Genomic DNA, 22,719 nt, shown 5'->3' on the forward strand with positions numbered 1-22,719 from the left:
CGCGCCCACGCGGCGGAGCCGCACATCGAAACAGCCCCGCGCCCCTTTGGGGCGCTGCACGATCCGCCGGGCAGGCCCTAGGCGCGTGCGCCCGCCGTGCTTGCGGACGGTTTCGCGCCCGGCACGGCCTGCAGCACCGGCCGCCGCAGCCGGTAGGCGCCCGGCGCCCGGTCCGTACGGGCGGCGGCCAGCGCCCGCGCCCGTTCCGCGTCGCCGCGGGCGACGGCGTCCACCAGGGCCCCGTAGGCCTCCCAGGTCTCCGCCGGGCGCGCCGGCGGCTCGGCCGCGTACACCCAGGCGATCTTGCGGCGCAGCTGGGTCAGCAGCGTGGTGAGGCTGGGGCTGCAGGAGGCCTGGGCGAGGGTCTCGTCGAACCAGTCGGCCAGCGGCCGCAGTTCGCCCGTGCGCCCGGCGCGCGCCCGCTCCTGGCCGAGGCGCACGAGGCCGCGCAGCACCTTCAGATGCGCCTCCGTGCGGCGTTGCGCGGCGCGCGCGGCGCCCAACGGTTCCAGCAGGGCCCGTACTTCGAGCAGGTCGGCGGCCTCCTGGGCGGTCGGCTCGGCCACGCACGCCCCGGCGTGCCGGCGGGTGGTCACGAAGCCTTCGGAGGCCAGCGTGCGCAGGGCCTCGCGCACGGGGACCCGGGAGACGCCGTAACGGCGGGCGAGGAGTTCCTCGATGAGCCGGCTGCCGGGCGGAAAGGTGCCGGAGACGATGTCGTCGCGGATCGCGGTGCAGACCGCGTGCGGGGAAATGCGGCTGCCCTCGCGCGTCTCTCCGCCGTCTCCGTTCATGTCCGGCGACTCTATGGCAATCGCATCCGGTTTCCGATGGCGCCGCCGTCGCCATGGAAATGTTTTGGCCAGCCGGGCCGCACGCCGACGCAAAGGACCCCGGCCGGAGCCGGGGTCCCGAGAGTCTGCGGAGCGGGCCGTTACAGGCTGACGCCGTGGGAGCGCAGGTAGGCGACCGGGTCGATGTCCGAACCGTAGGTCGGGGCCGTACGGGCCTCGAAGTGCAGGTGCGGTCCGGTGACGTTGCCGGTGGCGCCGGAGAGGCCGATCTGCTGACCGGCGGTGACCGTGTCGCCGACGGAGACGCCGATGGACGACAGGTGGCCGTACTGGGTGTACGTGCCGTCGTTCATCTTGATGACGATGTTGTTGCCGTAGGCGCCGCCCCAGCCCGCCTCGACGATGGTGCCCGCGCCCACGGCGTGCACCGAAGTGCCCGACTCCGCATGGAAGTCGACGCCGGTGTGGCTGCCGGAGGACCACAGGCCGCTGGAGGCCTTGTACGGGGTGGAGACGTAGGAGCCGTCGATCGGGATCACGAAGAGGTTGAGGCGCTTGCGCTCCTCCTCGCGGGCGGCGCGCTCCTTCTCGGCGCGCTCGGCGTCCGCCTTGCGCTGGGCCTCGTCCGCGCGCTTCTTGGCCTCGGAGGCCCGCTGCTTGGCGTCCTTCTCGGCCTGCTGCCGGACGCTGGCCTCGTCGGCCGCGCTGCGCTGCGTCTGGGCCTGGGCGTCGACGTTGCCGGAGATGGCGTCGCTCATCACGATGGCCTGGGTGAGGCCGGTGTCCTCGGTGCGGTGCGCCTCGTCCGCGGCGGCGATCGCCGGGGCGGCGAAGCCCGCGACCACACCGCCCATGGTGAGGGTGGCTATGCCGGCGACGTTGGCGCCGGAACGGACGGCGCGGCTCGGACGGCGGTGCTTCCCGGTGGGACGGGTGAACGCCATGCTGAGGCTTTTTCCTTTCCTTCCTTCTCGCCTACCGGGTTAGCTGACGGGTTCGGAGCAGGAAGGTCTCCTACGGCTCCCTCGCGAGAGGGACCCGATTCACCCCAAGGGAACGGTGGTTCCCCGGCTCCCCTGGCTCGCGCCGTACGGGGACTCGGCGATGGCGGTCCGGGAGCCGCGGTTGCGGTTCCGGTCTGACGGACTGCCGCCCCGACGCTAATCGCCGTCAGATTCGAACGGCAAACAGAAGCCGGGTTTTATGACGTACGCCACACCGCCAACATGCAACCTCTGCCCGAAATTGGACATAAGGGAGGCGCGCGGGCCCCTGTGGACCCGCGCACCTCCCTCGCTGCGCTCTTTTCTGACGATCCGTCAGGCAGGGATCACGGTCACCTCGCCGATGCCCAGCGCCCGGACCGGCTCCTCGATCTGTGCCGCGTCGCCGACGAGGACGGTCACCAGACGGTCGGCCGGGAAGGCGCTCACGACGGCCGCCGTGGCCTCCACCGTGCCCGTGTCCGCGAGGCGTTCGTACAGCCGCGCCTGGAAGTCGTCCGCCAGGTGCTGCTCGACCTGGTCCGCCAGCGTGCCCGCGACGGCGGCCGCCGTCTCGAACTTCAGCGGTGCGACGCCGACGAGGTTCTGCACGGCCGCGTCCCGCTCGGCCTCCGTCAGGCCCTCCGCCGCGAGGGTGCGCAGCACCGTCCAGAGGTCCTCCAGCGCGGGACCGGTGTTGGGGGTGTCCACCGAGCCGCTGATGGCCAGCATGGCGGCGCCCGTCCCGTCCGGCCCGGAGCGCAGGACCTGGCCGAACGCGCGCACGCCGTAGGTGTAGCCCTTCTCCTCGCGCAGCACCCGGTCCAGGCGGGAGGTGAGGGTGCCGCCGAGGCAGTAGGTGCCGAGCACCTGGGCCGGCCAGACGCGGTCGTGCCGGTCCGGGCCGGTGCGGCCGATGAGCAGCTGGGTCTGGACGGCGCCGGGGCGGTCCACGATCACCACGCGGCCGGTGTCGTCCCCGGCGACGGGCGGCACGAGCCGGGGCTCGGCGGCGGAGCCGGTCCAGGCGCCGAGGGTGCCGGCGAGGGCCTGGTCCAGGTCGACGCCGGTGAAGTCGCCGACGACCACGACGGTGGCGGCGGCCGGGCGCACGTGGGCCTCGTAGAAGGCGCGCACGGCGGCGGCGTCGATGCGCTCGACGGTCTCCTGGGTGCCCTGGCGGGGCCGGGACATCCGGGAGCCGGCCGGGAAGAGCTCCGCGGAGAGCGCCATGGCGGCCCGGCGGGCGGGGTTGGCCAGCTCGTGCGGGATCTCGTCCAGGCGGTTGCCCACGAGCCGCTCGACCTCGTCGTCGGGGAAGGCCGGGGCGCGCAGGGCGTCGGCCAGCAGGCCGAGGGCCTTGGCCAGGCGGGAGGCGGGGACCTCCAGGGAGAGCCGGACGCCGGGGTGGTCGGCGTGCGAGTCCAAGGTGGCGCCGCAGCGCTCCAGTTCGGCCGTGAAGTCCTCGGCGCTGAGCTTGTCGGTGCCCTCGGAGAAGGCCCGGGCCATGATCGTGGCCACGCCGTCGAGGCCCTCGGGCTCGGCGTCCAGGGGCGCGTCCAGGTTCACCTCGACGGCGACGACCTGCTGGCCCGGGCGGTGGCAGCGCAGCACGGTCAGGCCGTTGGGCAGCGCCTCGCGCTCGGGGGCGGGGAAGGCCCAGGGGGTCGCCGTGCCCGGCGCGGGCTGCGGGTGGAACTGCATCGTGGGGGCTGCGGTGTCCGTGCCGTTCGCGGCTGCGGTGTCGCTCACCGGTCCGTCTCGCTTTCGGTTGCGGGTGCGTCTGCGTTCTCGTCGGCGTCGCCGCCGGCCTGGCCGGTGGGCTCGTAGACGAGCACGGCGCGGTTCTGCGGGTGCAGCCGGGCCTTGGCGACCGCCTGCACCTCCTCGGGGGTGATCTCCAGGACACGCTGCACGGCGGTCAGGGCGAGCTGCGGGTCGCCGAACAGCACGGCGAAGCGGCACAGTTCGTCGGCCCGGCCGCTGACGGTGGCCAGCCGGTCCAGCCACTCGCGCTCCAGCTGGGCCTGCGCGCGCTCCATCTCCTCCGGGGTCGGGCCCTCCAGGGCGAAGCGGGCGAGCTCCTCGTCGACGGCCGCCTCGATCGCGGGCACCTCGAAGCCGCCGGAGGCCTTGACGTCCAGCCAGCCGAGCGAGGGGGCGCCGGCCAGCCGCAGGAGGCCGAAGCCGGCGGCGACGGCCGAGCGGTCGTGGCGCACCAGGCGGTTGTGCAGGCGGGAGGACTCACCGCCGCCCAGGATGGTCAGCGCCAGGTCGGCGGCGTCGCACTCGCGCGTGCCGTCGTGCGGGAGGCGGTAGGCGGCCATCAGCGCGCGGGCCGGGACCTCCTCCTCCACCACCTGGCGCAGCTCCTCGCCGATGGTGTCGGGCAGGGCGCCGTCGCGCGGGGGCTGCTTGGCGTCGTGCGCGGGGATGGAGCCGAAGTACTTCTCGATCCAGGCGAGCGTCTGCTCCGGGTCGATGTCGCCGACGACCGACAGCACGGCGTTGCCGGGCGCGTAGTACGTGCGGAAGAACGCGCGCGCGTCCTCCAGGGAGGCGGCGTCCAGGTCGGCCATGGAGCCGATGGGCACGTGGTGGTAGGGGTGGCCCTCGGGGTAGGCCAGGGCCGTCAGCTTCTCGAACGCCGTGCCGTAGGGCACGTTGTCGTAGCGCTGGCGGCGCTCGTTCTTGACGACGTCGCGCTGGTTCTCCATGGACTCGTCGTCCAGGGCGGCCAGCAGCGAGCCCATCCGGTCGGCCTCCAGCCACAGGGCCAGCTCCACCTGGTGGGCGGGCATGGTCTCGAAGTAGTTGGTGCGCTCGAAGCTGGTGGTGCCGTTGAGCGAGCCGCCCGCGTTCTGCACCAGCTCGAAGTGGCCGTTGCCCTCGACCTGGGCGGAGCCCTGGAACATGAGGTGCTCGAAGAGGTGGGCGAGGCCGGTGCGGCCCTTGACCTCGTGGCGCGAGCCGACGTCGTACCAGAGGCAGACGGCGGCGACCGGGGTCAGATGATCCTCGGAGAGCACCACCCGCAGGCCGTTGGCCAGGCGGTGCTCGGTCGCTTTCAGGCCGCCGGAACCGGCCTGTTGCGTGGCCGTGTGACCCATGGGCATGTACGTCCCTTCGATTGCTCGAAAATCCCGCGGTGCCTCGCGGCGGCGCGCGTGATGAACAGTCCTGTCACTGTATGCAAGCGCGTCGGCTTCTGGCGAAGTTCCCGGCCGCCTCACTCCCTGCGGACGGGTCGCGGTCGGCGTTGTCGGTGGCGCGGTCCACAATGGTCGGCGTCAGCACACCCGCACCGGCAACCGATCGAAGGAGCAGCAGCCGCGATGGCCCGCCGCAGCACGAAGACCCCGCCGCCGGAAGAGTTCGAGGAGCGCATCCTCGACATCGACGTCGTCGACGAGATGCAGGGCTCCTTCCTCGAGTACGCCTACTCCGTCATCTACTCCCGCGCCCTGCCCGACGCCCGCGACGGCCTCAAGCCCGTCCAGCGCCGCATCCTCTTCCAGATGAACGAGATGGGCCTGCGCCCCGAGCGGGGCCATGTGAAGTGCGCCCGCGTCGTCGGCGAGGTGATGGGCAAGCTCCACCCGCACGGCGACGCCTCGATCTACGACGCCCTGGTGCGCATGGCGCAGCCCTTCTCGATGCGGCTGCCCCTGGTCGACGGCCACGGCAACTTCGGCTCGCTGGGCAACGACGACCCGCCCGCGGCCATGCGGTACACCGAGGCCCGCATGGCGTCGCCCTCGTCGCTGATGACGGAGTCGATCGACGAGGACACCGTCGACTTCGCCCCGAACTACGACGGCAGCGAGCGGGAGCCCGTCGCCCTCCCCGCCGCCTACCCCAACCTGCTGGTGAACGGCTCGTCCGGGATCGCGGTCGGCATGGCGACGAACATGCCCCCGCACAACCTGGGCGAAGTGATCGCCGCCGCCCGGCACCTGATCAAGCACCCGGGTGCCGACCTCGACACCCTGATGCGGTTCATCCCCGGCCCGGACCTGCCCACCGGCGGCCGCGTCGTGGGGCTGAGCGGCATCCGCGACGCGTACGAGACGGGCCGCGGCACGTTCAAGATGCGCGCAACGGTCTCCGTGGAGAACGTGACCGCCCGCCGCAAGGGCCTGGTGGTCACCGAACTGCCCTTCGCGGTGGGCCCGGAGAAGGTCATCTCCAAGATCAAGGATCTGGTCGGCTCCAAGAAGCTCCAGGGCATCGCCGATGTGAAGGACCTCACCGACCGCGCCCACGGCCTGCGGCTGGTCATCGAGGTCAAGAACGGCTTCAACCCCGAGGCCGTGCTGGAGCAGCTCTACAAGCTGACGCCGATGGAGGAGTCCTTCGGCATCAACAACGTGGCGCTGGTCGACGGCCAGCCGCTGACGCTGGGCCTCAAGGAGCTCCTGGAGGTCTACGTCGACCACCGCTTCGAGGTGGTCCGCCGGCGCAGCGAGTTCCGGCGCGGCAAGCGGCGCGACCGGCTGCACCTGGTCGAGGGTCTGCTGGTGGCGCTCGTCGACATCGACGAGGTCATCAGAATCATTCGATCGAGCGAGAACGCCGCGGAGGCGAAGGCCTCACTCATCGAACGTTTCTCGCTCTCCGAGGTGCAGACCCAGTACATCCTCGACACTCCGCTGCGCCGTCTGACCAAGTTCGACCGGATCGAGCTGGAGTCGGAGCGCGACCGGCTGACCGAGGAGATCGAGCGCCTCACCGAGATCCTGGAGTCCGACGCGGAGCTGCGCAAGCTGGTCTCCGCCGAACTGGCCGACGTGTCCAAGAAGTTCGCCACCGACCGGCGCACGGTGCTGCTGGAGTCGGCCGGTGCGCCGGCGGCCGCGGTGCCGCTGCAGGTGGCGGACGACCCGTGCCGCGTGCTGCTGTCCTCCACGGGCCTGCTGGCCCGTACGGCCACGGGCGAGCCGTTCGCGGGTGCCGAGGAGGCCAAGCGCGTCAAGCACGACGTGATCGCCTCGGCGGTTCCGGCGACGGCCCTGGGCGAGGTCGGCGCGGTCACTTCGGGCGGCAGGCTGCTGCGGATCCGGGTCATCGACATGCCGCAGCTGCCGGAGACGGCGGCCGCGCCGAATCTGTCGGGCGGCGCCCCGGTCTCGGAGTTCCTGTCGCTGGAGGACGGCGAGCGGGTGGTGTGCCTGACCACGCTGGACGAGTCCTCGCCCGGTCTGGCGATCGGCACGGAGCAGGGCGTCGTCAAGCGCGTGGTCCCCGACTATCCGGCGAACAAGGACGAGCTGGAGGTCATCACCCTCAAGGAGGGCGACAGCATCATCGGCGCGGTCGAACTGCGCACGGGCGAGGAGGATCTGGTCTTCCTCACGGACGACGCCCAACTGCTGCGCTACCAGGCCTCCCAGGTCCGGCCGCAGGGCCGCCCGGCGGGCGGCATGGCGGGCATCAAGCTGTCGTCCGGCGCGAAGGTCATCTCCTTCACGGCCGTCGACCCCGCGGAGGACGCGGTGGTGTTCACGGTGGCCGGTGCCCGGGGCGGCCTGCCCGGTGCGGCCTCGATGGGCTCGGCGAAGCTGACGCCCTTCGACCAGTACCCGCGCAAGGGGCGGGCGACGGGCGGCGTGCGCTGCCAGCGCTTCCTCAAGGGCGAGGACTGCCTGGTCCTGGGCTGGGCGGGCACCGCACCGGCCCGCGCGGCACAGGCGGGCGGCGTCCCGGCCGAGCTGCCGCCCATCGACCCGCGCCGCGACGGCTCGGGCGTCCCGCTGGCAAAGCCGGTGCTGTCGGTGGCGGGGCCGGTGTAAACAACCCGCGCGCCCCGTTCCCCGCACCCCGCGCCCCGAAGGGGCGCGGGGCTGTTACTCCCCCAGCTACCTCCCCCAGCTACCGCTGGGGGTGCCCCCAGGAGGTACCCCCAGCGGCTCCGCCGCGTGGGCGCGAGCAACCACAGCCGACCTGCAGGTCAGGACTGCGCGTACCGCAGAACGCCCCACATGCTGTTCGGGTCGGCGTCCTGCGGTGCGTCACCGCCCCGGCAGGCGTCCAGCCTCCCCCGGAGGGCCCCGGCATCGACCCCCCGCCCGATCATCACCAACTGCGTGACGCGCTGCTCCCCGCGCGCCCACGACGAGGGATAGAAGCGCAGGAAGTCCCCGACCGCATGGACGGTGAACTTCTGCCGGTGGCCGGGTATCCCGAAGTGGACGAACCCCTTGATGCGGTACAGCCCTTCGGGCCTGCTGTCGAGGAACTCCATCAGCCGGCGCGGGTGCATGGGCTCGTCGGAGACGAACTCCACGCTCTCGTAGGCCGCGTGGAGATGGCTGTGGTGATCGTGCCCGTCGTCCCCGTGGCAGAGGTCCTCGAACGAGAGCTGCCGTACCGCCTCCAGGTGCTCCTCGCGCGGCTTGCGGTCGAAGAGCAGCTCGGGGTCGATGCGCCCGTAGGAGGCCGGGACGACGGGGGTCCCGGGGCTCAGCTCCCCCAGCGTCCCCAGGAGCCGGTCACGGACGCCGTCCGCGACCCGGTCGGCCTTGTTGAGGACCACCAGGTCGGCGATGGCCACGTGCCGGTCCAGCTCGGGGTGGGTGGTCCGGGTGCGCTCGAACTCCGCCGCGTCGACCACCTCGACCAGACCGCCGTAGACGATGTTGCGGTTCTCACTGGCGAGGATCATGCGGATGAGCTCCTGCGGCTCGGCCAGTCCGCTGGCCTCGATGACGATGACGTCGAGGCGGGCGGACGGGCGGGCCAGCTTCTCCAGGAACACGTCCAGTTCGCTGGTGTCCACGGCGCAGCACAGGCATCCGTTGCCGAGCGAGACCATGGAGTCGACCTGGCCGGCGATGCTCATGGCATCGATCTCGATCTTGCCGAAGTCGTTGACGACCGCGCCGATCCGGCTGCCCCCGCTTCTGCTCAGCAGGTGGTTGAGCAGGGTGGTCTTGCCCGATCCCAGAAATCCTGCGAGCACGATGACCGGGATCTGTCGCTTGGCCACGGGGGCGCCTCCTCGTCGTGCGGGCGTCGTCAGCCGAGCGCGGCGGGCACCGGCTGCGGCGGGGGCGGGCCGACGTAGCGGGCCGCCGGGCGGATGATCTTGGAGTCTTCCGCCTGCTCCAGGATATTGGCGCTCCAGCCGACCGTCCGGGCCGCACAGAACGTCGGGGTGAACATCTCCCGGGGCAGTCCGCACAGCTCCATGACCACTCCGGCGTAGAACTCCACGTTGATGTGCAGTTCGCGCCCCGGCTTGAGCTCCGCCAGGATCCCCTCGACCTGTCGCTCGACCTCGACGGCGAACTCCACGAGCGGGCCGCCGAATTCCTGCGCGATGCCGCGCAGCATCCGCGAGCGCGGGTCCTCGGTGCGGTAGACGGGGTGCCCGAAGCCCATGATCCGCTCGCCGGCGAGCACCTGTTCGCGGACCCAGGGGCCGATGCGGTCGGGGGTGCCGATGGCGTCCAGGGTGTCCAGGGCCCGGCTGGGGGCGCCGCCGTGCAGCGGGCCGGACAGGGCGCCGATCGCTCCGCACAGGCAGGCGGCGAGGTCGGCTCCGGTGGAGGCGATGACGCGGGCCGTGAAGGTCGAGGCGTTGAAGCCGTGGTCGACGGTGGAGATCAGGTACTGCTCGACGGCGCGGGCGCGCCGCGCGTCCGGCTCCTCTCCGGTGAGCATGTACAGGTAGTTGGCGGCGTACGGCAGGTCGTCGCGCGGTTCGACGGGCTCCAGACCGCGGCCCAGCCGGTGCAGCGCGGTGAGCAGCACGGGCACGGCGGCGCAGGCGGCCAGGGCGTCGGTGGAGCGGTCGGCGGGGCCGATGTCGTACAGCGGACGCATCCCGTGGGCGCCGCCGAGCAGCGAGAGCGCGGCGCGCAGCCCGGCGAGCGGTCCCGCCTCGGCGCAGGCGCGGGCGATGCCGGGCAGGGCCGCGCGGACGTCCGTGGGGAGCCGGCGCAGCGCGGCGGTGCGTGCCGCGAAGGCCGCGGACTCCGCCGCGTCCGGCAGCCGGCCGTGGAACATCAGGTGCCAGACGTCCTCGAACGTGCGGTTCTGCGCGAGCTCGACGGCCGAGTACTGGCGGTAGTGGTAGAAGCCCTCGCGGCCGCGGACGTCGCCCAGGGCGGTGTCGGTGACGACGACGCCCGCGAGCCCGCGGGGCACCTCGGTGAGGGTCATCTCGTGCCTCCTTGCATCCTCGAACTTGATGACGACTGTCCATGCTTGACTCAAACGGTGTCAATATTGATTGAATCAATATAAGAGCATGGACTACCGTGGGCGCATGGTGGAGCAGGGGACGGGACCGGAGCCCCCGGACAGGGAGCGGCTGACCACGCGCGAGGTCGCCGAGCGGCTCGGGGTGAAGCCCGAGACGGTCTACGCGTACGTGAGCCGGGGCCGGCTCACCGCCCGCCGCGGGCCGGGCGGCAGGGGCAGCACCTTCGACCCGCGCGAGGTCGAGGCGCTGGTGCGCCGCGGCGGCACCCGCCGCGAGCCCTCCTTCGGCGGCGAGAGCGCCATCCGCACGGGCGTCACCCTCATCACCGCGGACCGGCACTACTACCGCGGCGTCGACGCGACCGCGCTCGCCGGGCGGTACGGCTACGAGGAGGTCGCCGACTGGCTGTGGACCGGCGAACTGCGCCGCGGCGTCCGGTTCGTCTCCCCCGCCGAGACCCTGGCCGCCGCCCGCAGCGCGGTGGCGGCGCTGCCCGCGCACAGCGGGACCGTCGACCGGCTGCGGGTGGCCGCGATCGCCGCGGCGGCGGCCGACCCGCTGCGCTTCGACCTGTCGCCCGAGGCCGTGCTGGGCACCGCCCGGGGCCTGATCCCGACGCTGGTCGACGCGCTGCCGCCCGCCGGGCAGCCGCACCGCGGCGACGGACGGCTCGCGTGGCGGCTGTGGTCGCGGCTGAGCGCGCAGGCACCCGACGAGGCATCACTGTCCGCGCTGGAGGCGGCACTTGTGCTGCTCATCGACCACGACCTCGCCACGTCGACCCTCGCGGCGCGCGTGGCGGCGTCGTCACAGGCCCACCCGTACGCCGTCGTCTCGGCCGGGCTCGGCGCCCTCGACGGCCCGCTGCACGGCGCGGCCAGCGGCCTGGCGCACAGGATGCTGACCGAGGTGCTGCAGCGGGGCAGCGCGGCCGCGGTGGTGGCGGACCACCTGCGCGGCGGCCGGCGGGTGCCGGGCCTCGGCCACCGGCTCTACCCGGGGCCGGACCCGCGGGCGGAGGCGCTGTTCGCCCGGCTGGAGTCCGTGCCCGCCGCGGCACAGGCCCTGGCCGCGGCCCGCGAGGTGGAGACGACCACCGCCCGGCACACGCCCCTGCACGCCAACGTGGACCTCGCGCTCGCCGTCCTGTCCGTCTCCGCGGGCATGCCGCCCGAGGCCGGGGAGACGGTGTTCGCGGTGGCCCGCACGGCCGGCTGGATCGCCCACGCGCTGGAGGAGTACGCCGAGCGCCCGATGCGGCTGCGCCCGTCCGGCGAATACTGCGGTCCCCGGCCCCCGCAGCCGCTGCCCTGAGGCCCGATGCGGCAACTCTGCCGGGCCAGGTTAGGCTCACCTACGTGAGCACTTGCGCGAGCGCCTCCCGCCTTCTGGCCGAACCCCTGGCAGGCACCGCCGCCACCGCCCGCACGTGGCTGCTGATCGAGCAGCCCGGGCCGTGGGGCTCCGACGCGCTCGCCTCCAGCCACCTCGACCCGGCCGTGAGCCGCGCCCTGGACGAGGCGGCCGCGGGCACCGGCGTGCGGATCGCACTGATCCGCCGCCCCGGACGGCACGCCGACTGCCACCACCCCGCCGGGCGGCGCGTCTTCGCCGCGCACACCGCACCCGGCAACTCCTGGATCCGCACCACGGTCGTCACGGACCCCGCGCAGCTGCCCGGCCTGGACTTCGCGGCGCTCGGCGCGGGCAGGCACGGCGGCCTGTGGGAGCCGTACGAGGGCGATCCGCTCGCCCTCGTGTGCACGAACGGCAGGCGCGACCGCTGCTGCGCCCTGCTCGGCCGGCCGCTCGCCGCGGAGCTGGCCGCCTCGGCCTGCGGCGAGGTCTGGGAGATCACCCACCTCGGCGGCCACCGCTTCGCCCCGACCCTCATGGTGCTCCCCTACGGCTACGCGTACGGGCGGGCCACCGCGCAGGACGTCAAGGAGGCCCTGGAAGCGGCCCGCGACGGCCGCATCACGACCACGGGCTGCCGGGGCCGCTCCGCCTGGGAGCGGCCCGCCCAGGCCGCCGAGCTGGCCGTCCGCGACCTGACCGGCGAGGAGCGCGCGGACGCCCTGGACGTCACGGCGGCCGAGGGCGCGGCTCCCCGCTGGACCGTCACCGTCGCCCACACCGACGGCCGCGCCTGGCAGGCGGTCGTCGAGCAGGGCGCCGCCGAGACGCCGCGCCCGGAGAGCTGCGGCAGGGCGCCGGGCTCGCCGGCCCGGATGGACGTCGTGTCCGTCGCCCCGCTCGCCCGGCCTCAGCCCGCGGCCTTCTTGGCGAACTCCGTGGTGTAGGTCTTCTCCAGGTTCACCGAGGCGCCCTTGAGGGCGGGGTTGAAGGACTTGAGGACCTCCAGGACGGTCTTCGGCCCGTCGGCGGGCATCACGCCGTCCTTGGTGAACATCGGCAGGGTGCTCTCGATGGACTTGACGTAGAGCTCCTTGCCGCCCTTCGCGTAGTCCTCGGGCATCTTCGCCGCGATCTCCTCCGGCGAGTGCGAGGACATCCACTTGAGGGTCTTCACCAGTGCGTTGGTCAGCTTCTGGACGGTGTCCTTGTTGTTCTCGACCCAACTGGTGTTCATGTAGAGGCTCGACGACGGGTAGAGCCCGCCGAGCGCCGCCCGCGAACCCTCGGGGGTGCGCATGTCGACGAGCACCGTGCCGAGGTCCTTGGCGAGGGCCTGGGCGACGGTCGGGTCGGTGGTCATGCCGGCGTCGATGGAGCCCTGTTGCAGGGCGGCGAGGAAGGTCTGCCCGGCGCCGACGGCGACCGGCGTGATGTCGCTGGTGGTCAGCCCGTTCTTCACCGCCAGGTATTTCGTCAGGAAGTCGGTGGAGGAGCCGAGTCCGGTCACCCCGAGCTTCTTGCCCTTGAAGTCCTTCGGCGAAGCGACCTCGGACGCCGCCTTCTTGGAGACGATCTCCACCTCGCCCGGCGTCTGGGCCAGCTGGACCACGGACTCGACCTGCTTGCCCTTGGCCTGCAGGTCGAGGGTGTGGTCGTAGAAGCCCACCGCTCCCTGCACGTCGCCGGAGACGAGGGAGGTCGTGGCCTGCACGCCGGCCGGCTCGGTCAGCAGCTTGACCGTCAGGCCCTCCTTCTCGAAGTAGCCCAGCTGCTGGGTGAGCACCACCGGCAGGTAGATCACCTTGTCCAGGCCGCCCACCATGATCTTGACGGCCTCGCCCTTCAGCGCCTCGTTGCCCGCCTTGTTGCTGCCGGCCGACGCGTCGTCGGCGCAGCCGGACAGCGCGAGACACATCACCCCCGCGACGGCCGCCGCGGATACCTTGGTGCACTTGCCGAACGTACGCATCACACGTTCCTCACGGTCAGAAAGTCGGTGGCAGTTGCCCGTACAGGGGGGTGGGGTGGTCCGGCCGGTGGGGGGCCGTCGGTGAAACCGTTTCAGCGCGCGTCGCCCGGCGCGCCGGGCTTCCAGCGGAAGAGCCGCTTCTCGGCGAAGGTCAGCAGCCCCTCGGCGAGCAGCGCCACGACGGCGAGGATCGCCATCGCCGCATAGACGCCGGCCGTGTTGAAGGACCCTTGAGATGCCGAGACCAGCAGACCGATGCCCTTGGACGCACCGAGGTACTCGCCGACGATGGCGCCGATGAGGGCGAAGCCGAAGCTGACGTGCAGGCTGGTGAAGATCCACGACGTGGCGGACGGGACCACGACCTGGAGGGTGACCTGGCGGTGACTCGCGCCCAGGATGCGGGCGTTGGCCACCAGGTTGCGGTCCACTTCGCGGGCGCCCTGGAAGGCGTTGAAGAAGACCGGGAAGAAGACGAGCACCACGGCCGAGGCGATCTTGGAGCCGGGCCCGAGGCCGAACCAGATCACGAAGATCGGTGCCAGCACGATCCTCGGCAGCGCGTTGAGGACCTTGATGTACGGACCGAGGACGTCGGCCAGGAAGCGCACCCGGCCGAGCACGATGCCGAGCACCACACCGCCCGTCACACCGATGACCCAGCCGAGCAGGGCCTCCTGGAGCGTGTACCAGATCTGCTCCCCGAGCGACCCCTGGGCGGTGCCGTGCATGGTCCACTGGACGATCTGGCCCCAGATCCTCGACGGCATCGAGAAGTTGAAGGGATCGATGACCTCGGTCCGGGCCAGGACCTCCCAGGCGCCGAGGACGACGGCCAGCAGCAGCACCCGGGCGCCGAGGACCAGCAGCCGGTACTGCCGGGCGGCCCGCGCCCGGGCCTCCGCGCGGCCCTCCTTCCTTCCCCGGACGGCCACGGCGGCGGAGACGGCTTCAGGCGACACGGGCGGCACCCCTTTCGCGGGTGATGCGGACTTCCTCGCCGAGGCAGGCCCAGATCTCCCGGTAGAGCTCGATGAACTGCGGTTCCAGACGCACGGATTCGACCTTGCGGGGGCGCGGCAGGCCGATGGGGAAGACCTCTTTGACAGTGGCCGGTCCCGCGGTCATCACCACGACCTTGTCGGCCAGCGCGATCGCCTCCTCCAGGTCGTGGGTGACGAAGACGACGGAGGCGGCCTGCGCGCCGGGGCGGGATCCGCGGGATCCGCCCCACAGCTCCAGGAGTTCGTCCGACATCAGCGCGCGGGTCTGCACGTCGAGCGCGGAGAAAGGCTCGTCCATGAGCAGGATCGCCGGGTCGTTGACGAACGTCTGGGCCAGGGCCACGCGTTTGCGCTGACCGCCGGAGAGCTGGTGCGGATAGCGGTCGGCGAAGGCGGCGAGCCCCACCCGGCCGAGCCAGTCGCGGGCCCGCGCCCGGGCCTCCGCCTTGGGCACGCCGCGGAACCGGGGGCCCGCCGCCACGTTGGAGAGCACCGTCCGCCAGGGGAACACCGCGTCCTGCTGGAAGACGAAACCGACCTCCGGCCGGATCCCCTCCACCGGCCCGCCGTCGATCAGCACCTCGCCCTCGGTCGGCTCCTCCAGCCCGCTGACCAGGGTCAGCGTGGTGGACTTCCCGCACCCCGTGGGACCCACGACGGCCACGAACTCGCCCCGCCCGACGGTCAGATCGAGATCGCGCACAGCCGTGTGCACCCCGCCCGACGGCGTCCGGAACACCTTGCTCGCACCGCGCAGCTCGATCGCCGGGACACTGCCCGGCCGATTGCCGCTGTTCACGTCCGCCTCCTTGCACTTGCACCTTGCACCGGCCGTCCGGCCCCGCGCTCCGTGACGGGGCGGCCGGAGGTGGAGGCTAGGAGTGACCCAGGGCACAGGGGCAGCCTTGTGAGCGCTGTGCGGCTTGAGTGCACGAACCCTGTTCTGCTCGTTTTGCGCGCATTAGAACAACAGTCAGGACAACAAAGCGCCACAGGGGCTGAGGAAAGCGGTGTGATCCGGCTACGTTCGGTTCATGCTGCTGCATCGCAGCGCAACGGAACGGACGGAATGCGACACCCTGCAACAACCGCTACGGGGTGGTGCCGAGACGAAAGGGACCGACATGCGCCCCCGGTGGCCCCGCCGCGTCTTCGCCCATGTGCTGTCCGTGCAACTGCTGATCACCACCGGGGTCATCGCGCTCACCACCGGACTGCTCCTGGCGCCCCTGGGGTCCCAGCTCGACGAACAGGCCAAGCGCCGGGCGCTGGCGATCGCGCAGGCCACCGCCGCCCAGCCGGGCATCGCCCACGACATCCTCGCCGGGCGGCCGGACGCCGACGGCCCGGTACAGGCCGCCGCCGAACGCATCCGCCTGGCCACCGGCGCCCGTTACGTCGTGGTGGTCGACACCCGGGGCATCCGCTGGTCGCACACCACCCCCGGGGAGATCGGCCGCCACGTCGGCAGCGATCCGGGGCCCGCGCTCGCCGGGGGCGAGTGGACAGGCATCGAGAACGGCACCCTGGGCCGCTCCGCGCGCGGCAAGGTGCCGCTGCGCGACACCGAGGGCGCCATCGTGGGCGCCGTGTCGGTGGGCATCGCCTACGACGACGTACGCGGCGGGGTGATCAGGGCGCTTCCCGGCATCCTGACGTACGCGGGCGCCGCGCTCGCGGTCGGTGCACTGGCCGTGTTCGCCGTCTCCTGGCGGCTGCGCGCCCGGACGCACGGCATCGAACTCTCCGAGATCTCCGCCCTCCTGGACGAGCGCGAGGCGATGCTGCACGGCATCCGCGAGGGCGTCGTCGCCCTCGACCGGCGCGGCCGGGTGCGGCTGGTCAACGACGAGGCACAACGGCTGCTGGGCATCGGCCCCGGGGCCACCGGACGGCCGATCGACGCCGTCCTGCCGCCCGGCCGCGCCGCCGACGTGCTGGCGGGACGGGTGTCGGGGACGGACCTGCTCACCGTCTGGAACGGGCGCGTGCTGGTCGCCAACCGGATGGAGACCCGCGACGGCGGCACCGTGGCCACCCTGCGCGACCGGACCGAACTGGAGCAGCTCGCCCGGGAACTGGACGGCACCCGGGGCCTCGCGGAGGCGCTGCGCGCACAGGACCACGAGCACGCCAACCGCATGCACACCATCGTGGGACTGCTGGAACTGGGGCTGTACGAGGAGGCCGTGGACTTCGTGGCCGAGGTGACCGGCGCGCACCGGGCCACGGCCGAGCAGGTCCTCGAAAAGGTCCACGAGCCGCTGGTCGGAGCCCTGTTGGTGGGCAAGAGCGCGGTCGCGGCCGAGCACGGGGTGGCCCTGCGGGTGAGCGGGGCGACACAGCTGCCCGAGCAGGTGGTGGACCCCCGGGACCTGGTCACGGTGCTGGGCAATCTCGTGGACAACGCACTGGACGCGGCCGCAGGGCGCGCCGGGGCATGCGTGGAGGTGGAGGTGCGGACGGTGGGGACGACGGTCGTGATGCGGGTCGCGGACAACGGGCCGGGGGTCCCCGCCGCGGCACGGGAGCTGGTGTTCACCGACGGCTGGTCCACCAAACAGGCCGCCCCGAACCGGCCACGGGGGCTGGGGCTCCCGCTGGTGCAACGGCTGGCGGAGCGGTACGGCGGATCGGCCCGGGTGGGCGAACGGGACGGCGGAGGTGCGGTGTTCACAGTGGAGCTGCCGGAGGCGCTCAGGGTCACGGTACCGCTGCAGGAGGTGGCCCGGTGATCGAAGTCCTGGTCGTGGACGACGACTTCCGCGTCGCCGAGATCAACGCCGCCTATGTGTCCCGCGTTCCGGGCTTCCGCATCCGCGCCACCGCCCACAGCGCGGCCCAGGCGCTGGCCGAACTCGCGGGCGGCGGCGTCGACCTGGTGCTCCTCGACCACTACCTGCCCGACGAGTCGGGCCTGTCCCTGGTCCGCCGCATCCGCCAGCTCGGCCACCACACGGACGTCATCATGGTGACCGCAGCCCGCGACATCACGACCGTGCGCACCGCCATGCGCTACGGCGCGCTGCAGTACCTGGTCAAGCCGTTCACATTCGCGGGGCTGCGGGTGAAGCTGGAGGCGTACGCCCAGCTGCGCCGGGCCCTGGAGGGCACCCAGGAGGCCGAACAGGACCAAGTGGACCGGATCTTCGGCACCCTGCGCACCGCGGCCGTCACCGCTCCCCTGCCCAAGGGCCACTCCGCACCGACGGCCGAACTGATCCGCCGGGTCCTCTCGGACGCGGCGTCCCCCCTGTCCGCACACGAGGTCGCGGAGCGCTCGGGCCTGAGCCGCTCCACGGCCCAGCGCTACCTCAAGCGGCTCGAGGAGTCCGGCCGGCTCGACCTCACCCTCCGCTACGGCGAGACGGGCCGCCCGGAACACCGCTACACCTGGGCGGGCCGGAGCTGAACTCCCCTTCCGGCACGCTCAGGTGACCTGCGCGCCCGGGGGCCGGGCGATGCCGTGACGGTAGGCGTAGCGCACGGCCTGGGCGCGGTCGCGGACCCCGGCCTTGGCGAAGAGGTTGTTGATGTGCGTCTTGACCGTCGCCGTGCTCACGTGCAGGCGCCGCGCGATCTCGGTGTTCGACAGCCCGTCGGCCACCAGGGAGAGCACCTCCGCCTCACGGGCCGTCAGCCCGTCCGGCAGCTCCCGGGGAGCCACGGGCCCGGCCCCGGGCACCTCGGCCACCGGCGCGGACAGGCTTTCCAGCAGCCGCATCTGCACCTTCGGCGACAGCCCCGCCTCGCCCGACATCACCTGCTCGACGGCCCGGACGATCTCCTCCGCGCCGGCGTCCTTGGTGAGATAGCCCCGCGCCCCGGCCCGCAGCGCCGGGAACAGCGAGCCGTCGTCGCCGAACGTGGTGAGCACCACGACCTGGGTGCCCGGGTGGTCACGACGGATCCGGCGCGTGGCCTCCACCCCGTCGCAGCGGGGCATCCTGAGGTCCATCAGCACCACGTCCGGGGCCTGTTCGGCGACCAGCCGCACCGCCTCCAGGCCGTCCGCCGCCGCACCGACGACCTCGATACCGGGCAGCAACCCCAGCAGCATCACAATGCCCTCGCGCACCACGGTCTGGTCGTCGACGACCACGACCCGCGCCCGCCGACGCTGCTCTCCCCCGGCACCGTCGCCCGTGCCGCCCGTCACGCCGGCACCCGCAGACGCACCACGAACCCCTCCTCATCACTCCCGGCCGGCCCGGCCTCCAGCGTGCCGCCCAACAGCTCCGCACGCTCCCGCATCCCGATCAGACCGTACCCGGCGCCGGAGACCGCGAGACCGCCCACGGGCTGACGCGCCCCGCTGTCACGGACCGACAGCTCCACCTCTCCCTCCAGATAGGCGAATTTCATCTCCACCCGCGCCCCCGGGGCGTGCTTGCGCACATTGGTCAGCGCCTCCTGCGCCACCCTGCGCACCGCCAGCCCGGCCTCGGCCGGCACCCTCCGGGGCTCGCCCGTCACCTCCAGCACCGCTCCCTCCGCAGCCGCCACCTCCCGCAGGAAGTCCTCCACCTGGGCGATCTCGCCGCGCAGGGCCGACAGCGCCTGCCGCGTCTCGGCCAGCCCCGAACGCGCCATGCGCCGGGCCGCGGTGACCCGCTCCAGGATCTGCTCCCGCTCCCCTCCCCCCTCGATCAGCAGGCGCGCCGCCTCCAGGTGGACCATCTGCGCGGAGAGGCTGTGCGCGAGCACGTCGTGGATCTCCCGGGCGATCCGGGCCCGCTCCGCCAGCGCCGCCGACTCGGCCTCGGCACTGCGCGCGGCCCGCTCCTGGGCCAGCAGCCGGAATCCGGCCCCGCGCGCCTCCTCGTCCAGCCTCAGCGTGTACCCGATGAGCCCCACCAGCCCCACCGTGAGAGCCGTCCCCGCCAAGCTGCCCGTGTTCACCAGGGCGTACGTCCCCATGACGACGGCCGCGGCACCGAACCCATACGCCAGGGGAAGCCGCTCGATGGCGATACCGCCGCACAGGCACCACAACCCGGTGGCCGCGAGGTGCGCCCCGCCGGCCTCGGCGAGCACCCCCACCGCGAACAGCACGCCCAGCCACCCGACCGACGGCCACAGCCGCTGCCCGAGCGTCGTGAGCCGGTACCGCCAGACCGCGACGACGCCGAGCAGGACACCTGCGGCGAAGGCCCCGTAACCCCACCCCTGGAACACGCCCTGGTGCAGCAGGCTCCACAGGAACATGCAGGCGAAGACGATCCGGACCGCCCACGAGATCGTTCTGCGCGCCGGCGGAACCCCCACCGGGGACAGTGCTTCGCGGGCCGGCCACACGGTCCAGCTCTGCATCGGCACGTACGGTCCTTCCGCCACGACGCCGGCCTCAGCCACCGGCAGGGACACGGTACGCCGGGGCCAGCCCACGGGCCCGGTGGGCCAGCACCCCCGTGCGGGCGAGGAGCATCGCCGCCACGGTGACCATGACGCCCGGCCCGCCCTGGTGGACCCCGGCCAGCGTTCCTATCCCGTAGAGCACGAGCCGCAGCACCAGGCCGCCGGCCCACACCGCCGCTGTCGCCTTGCCGCCCTTGGCCCAGACCGTTCCCGAGGAGTCGGTCCAGATGCGGCTGGTCCAGGCCCAGGCCGCTCCCGTGGCGAGCCCGGCCAGCACCCCGGCGGCCAGCAGCCCGGCCGAGGCCGCCCGGTGTCCGGCGTCGATCAGGCCCGGCTGACGCACCGCCATCACCACGAGCACGGCGGGCAGCAGCCACCAGCGCCCGGCGTCCTGGGCCAGCCTGCGCGGCTTCAGCTGCCGCACCAGCACGATCGCGATGACGGCGACGATGACGGCGACGTCGACAAGGCCGGACATGAAGGAGCCTCCGGTGAGCGGGGACGTCCGCGGCAGGACCGCGGGAAGGACACGTCCGACGCTACGGATCCGGCTCCCGGCGGGGATCGGAGCACGGGTGGGCCCGGGGTGGAGCCCGGGTGGAGATCTTTCTCCACCCGGGGGTGGACGCCGGCCCGGCCGCCGGGGATCAGGCGTCGATGCGCGAGCGGTCCAGCGTGGCCCCGGAGTTGGTGATGAACTCCTTGCGCGGGGCCACCTCGTTGCCCATCAGCAGGTCGAAGGTGCGCTCCGCCGCCTCCAGGTCGCTGATGTTGATCCGGCGCAGCGTGCGGTGGCGCGGGTCCATCGTGGTCTCGGCCAATTGGTCGGCGTCCATCTCACCGAGGCCCTTGTAGCGCTGGATGCTCTCCTTGTAGCGGATGTTCTTGCGCTCCAGCTCCAGCAGCGTCTGCCGCAGCTCGCTGTCGGAGTAGGTGTAGATGTACTTGTCCTGGCCCTTGCGGGGGTTGATGAGCTCCACCCGGTGCAGCGGAGGCACCGCGGAGAACACCCGCCCCTCCTCCACCATCGGCCTCATGTAGCGCTGGAACAGCGTGAGCAGCAGGCAGCGGATGTGGGCGCCGTCCACGTCGGCGTCCGCGAGGAAGATGACCTTGCCGTAGCGCGCCGCGTCGATGTCGAAGGTGCGGCCGGAGCCCGCTCCTATCACCTGGATGATCGCGCCGCACTCGGCGTTCTTCAGCATGTCGGAGACCGACGACTTCTGGACGTTGAGGATCTTGCCGCGGATCGGCAGCAGGGCCTGGAACTCCGAGTTCCGGGCGAGCTTGGCCGTGCCCAGCGCGGAGTCGCCCTCGACGATGAACAGCTCGCTGCGCTCGACGTCGTCGCTGCGGCAGTCGGCGAGCTTGGCCGGCAGCGAGGAGGACTCCAGGGCCGTCTTCCGCCGCTGGGCCTCCTTGTGCTGCCGGGCGGCGATCCGCGTGCGGGCGGCCGCGACGACCTTCTCCAGGATCGCCCGGGCCTGCTGCTTCGCGTCGCGCTTGGTCGAGGTCAGGAACGCCTTGAGCTCCTTGGCGACCACGTTCGCCACGATGCGGGAGGCGGCCGAGGTGCCGAGGACCTCCTTGGTCTGCCCCTCGAACTGCGGCTCCGCCAGCCGCACGGTCACCACGGCGGTGAGCCCCTCCATGGCGTCGTCCTTGACGACGTCGTCCTCGGCGACGCGGAGCAGCTTGGCCGAGCGGAGCACCTCGTTGACGGTCTTGGTGATCGACCGCTCGAATCCGGCCACGTGCGTGCCGCCCTTGGGGGTGGCGATGATGTTGACGAAGGACTTGACCGCGGTGTCGTAGCCGGTGCCCCAGCGCAGCGCGATGTCCACGCCGAGCTCACGGGTGACCTCGGTGGGCGTCATGTGACCGCGCTCGTCCAGGACGGGGACGGTCTCCTTGAAGGTGCCCTGGCCGGTCAGCCGGAGCACGTCGCAGACGGCCTTGTCCTGCGCGAGGTACTCGCAGAACTCGCTGATGCCGCCGTCGTAGCGGAACGTCTCCTCGGTGGCCTCGGCGCCGTCCAGGCCCCGCTCGTCGCGCACGACGATGGTCAGCCCCGGCACCAGGAACGCCGTCTGCCGGGCGCGTCCGTAGAGCGTCTCCAGGGAGAGCTTGGCGTCCTTGAGGAAGATCTGCCGGTCCGCCCAGTAGCGGATGCGGGTGCCGGTGCGGTTCTTGGGCACCTTCTTGCCCTTGAGCAGGCCGCTGGCGGGGTCGAAAGGGGCGTCCGGGCCGGACTCGGTGAAGATGCCGGGGACGCCGCGGCGGAAACTGATCGCGTGCGTCCTGCTGCTGCGGTCGACCTCGACGTCCAGCCGGGACGACAGCGCGTTGACGACGGAGGCGCCCACGCCGTGCAGACCGCCGGAGGCGGCGTAGGAGCCGCCGCCGAACTTGCCGCCCGCGTGCAGCTTGGTCATCACGACCTCGACGCCGGACAGGCCCGTCTTGGGCTCGACGTCCACGGGGATGCCGCGGCCGTTGTCCCCCACCTCCACCGAACCGTCGTCGTGGAGGACCACCTCGATGCGGTCGCAGTAGCCGCCCAGGGCCTCGTCGACGGAGTTGTCGATGATCTCCCAGAGGCAGTGCATCAGGCCGCGGCTGTCCGTGGACCCGATGTACATGCCGGGTCGCTTGCGGACGGCTTCGAGGCCCTCGAGGACGAGCAGGTGCCGCGCGGTGTAGTTGGAGCCGTCCCGGTCTGCTCCGGTCAGCAGCGCAGTGGACGGCACGGACATTTCGGCGGTCACGCGGTTCGCTCCTCGCTGAATTTCTGTCTGGCCCGCGTTCGGGCACATGGATGGCTCGGGTCGCCGTTCAGAGGGTACCGAGGCCTGGTAGAGCCTTTGTGCCGCCACCCGTAACCAGGCCATGCTAATCCAGACCTAGATCACGTGTTCGATACCTCCCCGGGGTGACGTGCACATCACGTTCCCTTGGAGGCATGAACCATTTAGGCTCCGGGCACGTCCTCAAGAACAACCCGGCAGCCAGCCGGGGCGGACGACAACCCCCAGCGACGTGA

18 protein-coding genes and 1 riboswitch are annotated in these 22,719 nt (G+C 72.4%); of the genes, 5 read left to right on the plus strand and 13 right to left on the minus strand.

Annotated elements, in window-relative coordinates; all coding sequences use genetic code 11:
• Positions 1 to 77 precede the first annotated feature (77 nt).
• The 4 genes from ACMATS_RS10550 to ACMATS_RS10565 form a co-directional block, all read right to left on the minus strand.
• On the minus strand, positions 78 to 794 hold the full coding sequence (locus ACMATS_RS10550; RefSeq protein ID WP_414167782.1) for a GntR family transcriptional regulator: 717 nt from the start codon (positions 792 to 794) through the stop codon (positions 78 to 80).
• Positions 795 to 934: 140 nt separating this feature from the next.
• Complete coding sequence (locus tag ACMATS_RS10555; RefSeq protein ID WP_336412756.1) at positions 935 to 1,738, minus strand: M23 family metallopeptidase; 804 nt, start codon at positions 1,736 to 1,738, stop codon at positions 935 to 937.
• 13 nt (positions 1,739 to 1,751) lie between these two features.
• Positions 1,752 to 1,908: riboswitch (cyclic di-AMP (ydaO/yuaA leader) on the minus strand.
• Between the two features lie 205 nt (positions 1,909 to 2,113).
• Complete coding sequence (locus tag ACMATS_RS10560; RefSeq protein ID WP_414170692.1) at positions 2,114 to 3,481, minus strand: M16 family metallopeptidase; 1,368 nt, start codon at positions 3,479 to 3,481, stop codon at positions 2,114 to 2,116.
• Positions 3,482 to 3,525: 44 nt separating this feature from the next.
• Positions 3,526 to 4,887, minus strand: a complete 1,362-nt coding sequence (locus ACMATS_RS10565; RefSeq protein ID WP_390778462.1) for a M16 family metallopeptidase — start codon at positions 4,885 to 4,887, stop codon at positions 3,526 to 3,528.
• Between the two features lie 225 nt (positions 4,888 to 5,112).
• Here ACMATS_RS10565 and ACMATS_RS10570 point away from each other — a divergent pair, with 225 nt between their 5' ends.
• Positions 5,113 to 7,569: a DNA topoisomerase (ATP-hydrolyzing) subunit A gene (locus ACMATS_RS10570; protein WP_390778377.1), complete on the plus strand. Its 2,457-nt coding sequence runs from the start codon at positions 5,113 to 5,115 to the stop codon at positions 7,567 to 7,569.
• Between the two features lie 158 nt (positions 7,570 to 7,727).
• Here ACMATS_RS10570 and ACMATS_RS10575 read toward each other — a convergent pair whose 3' ends face one another.
• Together ACMATS_RS10575 and ACMATS_RS10580 are read right to left on the minus strand one after the other, a co-directional pair.
• Positions 7,728 to 8,765, minus strand: a complete 1,038-nt coding sequence (locus tag ACMATS_RS10575) for a CobW family GTP-binding protein (protein WP_414167783.1) — start codon at positions 8,763 to 8,765, stop codon at positions 7,728 to 7,730.
• A 29-nt stretch (positions 8,766 to 8,794) separates the two neighbouring features.
• Positions 8,795 to 9,943, minus strand: coding sequence for a citrate synthase/methylcitrate synthase (locus ACMATS_RS10580; RefSeq protein WP_390778379.1), 1,149 nt, complete (start codon positions 9,941 to 9,943; stop codon positions 8,795 to 8,797).
• Positions 9,944 to 10,031: 88 nt separating this feature from the next.
• On the opposite strand from ACMATS_RS10580, the gene ACMATS_RS10585 reads away from it, so the two are divergent.
• Positions 10,032 to 11,300, plus strand: a complete 1,269-nt coding sequence (locus ACMATS_RS10585) for a citrate/2-methylcitrate synthase (protein ID WP_414167784.1) — start codon at positions 10,032 to 10,034, stop codon at positions 11,298 to 11,300.
• A 44-nt stretch (positions 11,301 to 11,344) separates the two neighbouring features.
• The gene (locus ACMATS_RS10590) at positions 11,345 to 12,289 is read left to right on the plus strand and encodes a sucrase ferredoxin (RefSeq protein ID WP_390778381.1); all 945 of its coding nucleotides are present in this window, start codon (positions 11,345 to 11,347) and stop codon (positions 12,287 to 12,289) included.
• Here ACMATS_RS10590 and ACMATS_RS10595 read toward each other — a convergent pair.
• The 3 genes from ACMATS_RS10595 to ACMATS_RS10605 form a co-directional block, all read right to left on the minus strand.
• Positions 12,253 to 13,314 (minus strand): ABC transporter substrate-binding protein, encoded by a 1,062-nt coding sequence (locus ACMATS_RS10595; protein ID WP_390778382.1) that lies wholly within the window; start codon positions 13,312 to 13,314, stop codon positions 12,253 to 12,255. The genes ACMATS_RS10590 and ACMATS_RS10595 overlap by 37 nt on opposite strands.
• 92 nt (positions 13,315 to 13,406) lie before the next feature.
• A complete protein-coding gene (locus ACMATS_RS10600; protein WP_414167785.1) occupies positions 13,407 to 14,276 on the minus strand; it encodes an ABC transporter permease in 870 nt (289 codons plus the stop codon).
• Complete coding sequence (locus tag ACMATS_RS10605; protein ID WP_414167786.1) at positions 14,266 to 15,117, minus strand: ABC transporter ATP-binding protein; 852 nt, start codon at positions 15,115 to 15,117, stop codon at positions 14,266 to 14,268. The genes ACMATS_RS10600 and ACMATS_RS10605 overlap by 11 nt, the downstream gene beginning before the upstream one ends.
• 325 nt (positions 15,118 to 15,442) lie before the next feature.
• On the opposite strand from ACMATS_RS10605, the gene ACMATS_RS10610 reads away from it, so the two are divergent.
• Both ACMATS_RS10610 and ACMATS_RS10615 read left to right on the plus strand, forming a co-directional pair.
• On the plus strand, positions 15,443 to 17,053 hold the full coding sequence (locus ACMATS_RS10610) for an ATP-binding protein (protein ID WP_391150636.1): 1,611 nt from the start codon (positions 15,443 to 15,445) through the stop codon (positions 17,051 to 17,053).
• Positions 17,050 to 17,730 (plus strand): response regulator, encoded by a 681-nt coding sequence (locus ACMATS_RS10615; protein ID WP_414167787.1) that lies wholly within the window; start codon positions 17,050 to 17,052, stop codon positions 17,728 to 17,730. Before ACMATS_RS10610 ends, ACMATS_RS10615 begins: the two co-directional genes overlap by 4 nt.
• Positions 17,731 to 17,748: 18 nt before the next feature.
• Here the strand turns inward: ACMATS_RS10615 and ACMATS_RS10620 are convergent, their stop codons facing one another.
• The 4 genes from ACMATS_RS10620 to ACMATS_RS10635 form a co-directional block, all read right to left on the minus strand.
• On the minus strand, positions 17,749 to 18,477 hold the full coding sequence (locus tag ACMATS_RS10620) for a response regulator (RefSeq protein WP_414167788.1): 729 nt from the start codon (positions 18,475 to 18,477) through the stop codon (positions 17,749 to 17,751).
• Positions 18,474 to 19,637: a sensor histidine kinase gene (locus ACMATS_RS10625; RefSeq protein WP_414170693.1), complete on the minus strand. Its 1,164-nt coding sequence runs from the start codon at positions 19,635 to 19,637 to the stop codon at positions 18,474 to 18,476. The genes ACMATS_RS10620 and ACMATS_RS10625 overlap by 4 nt, the downstream gene beginning before the upstream one ends.
• A gap of 28 nt (positions 19,638 to 19,665) precedes the next feature.
• Complete coding sequence (locus tag ACMATS_RS10630; protein WP_390778388.1) at positions 19,666 to 20,154, minus strand: DUF1453 domain-containing protein; 489 nt, start codon at positions 20,152 to 20,154, stop codon at positions 19,666 to 19,668.
• Between the two features lie 169 nt (positions 20,155 to 20,323).
• Positions 20,324 to 22,444, minus strand: coding sequence for a DNA gyrase/topoisomerase IV subunit B (locus ACMATS_RS10635; RefSeq protein WP_390778389.1), 2,121 nt, complete (start codon positions 22,442 to 22,444; stop codon positions 20,324 to 20,326).
• Positions 22,445 to 22,719: the final 275 nt, after the last annotated feature.

This window comes from Streptoverticillium reticulum (genome assembly GCF_047456005.1).
GTDB classification, from domain to species: domain Bacteria; phylum Actinomycetota; class Actinomycetes; order Streptomycetales; family Streptomycetaceae; genus Streptomyces; species Streptomyces reticulum.

Bases quoted from the DNA above. Each gene is read 5' to 3' on its own strand.
- ACMATS_RS10550 (WP_414167782.1), bottom strand. From the start codon at position 794: ATGAACGGAGACGGCGGAGAGACGCGCGAGGGCAGCCGCATTTCCCCG.
- ACMATS_RS10555 (WP_336412756.1), bottom strand. From the start codon at position 1,738: ATGGCGTTCACCCGTCCCACCGGGAAGCACCGCCGTCCGAGCCGCGCC.
- ACMATS_RS10560 (WP_414170692.1), bottom strand. From the start codon at position 3,481: ATGCAGTTCCACCCGCAGCCCGCGCCGGGCACGGCGACCCCCTGGGCC.
- ACMATS_RS10565 (WP_390778462.1), bottom strand. From the start codon at position 4,887: ATGGGTCACACGGCCACGCAACAGGCCGGTTCCGGCGGCCTGAAAGCG.
- ACMATS_RS10570 (WP_390778377.1), top strand. From the start codon at position 5,113: ATGGCCCGCCGCAGCACGAAGACCCCGCCGCCGGAAGAGTTCGAGGAG.
- ACMATS_RS10580 (WP_390778379.1), bottom strand. From the start codon at position 9,943: ATGACCCTCACCGAGGTGCCCCGCGGGCTCGCGGGCGTCGTCGTCACC.
- ACMATS_RS10585 (WP_414167784.1), top strand. From the start codon at position 10,032: ATGGACTACCGTGGGCGCATGGTGGAGCAGGGGACGGGACCGGAGCCC.
- ACMATS_RS10595 (WP_390778382.1), bottom strand. From the start codon at position 13,314: ATGCGTACGTTCGGCAAGTGCACCAAGGTATCCGCGGCGGCCGTCGCG.
- ACMATS_RS10610 (WP_391150636.1), top strand. From the start codon at position 15,443: ATGCGCCCCCGGTGGCCCCGCCGCGTCTTCGCCCATGTGCTGTCCGTG.
- ACMATS_RS10630 (WP_390778388.1), bottom strand. From the start codon at position 20,154: ATGTCCGGCCTTGTCGACGTCGCCGTCATCGTCGCCGTCATCGCGATC.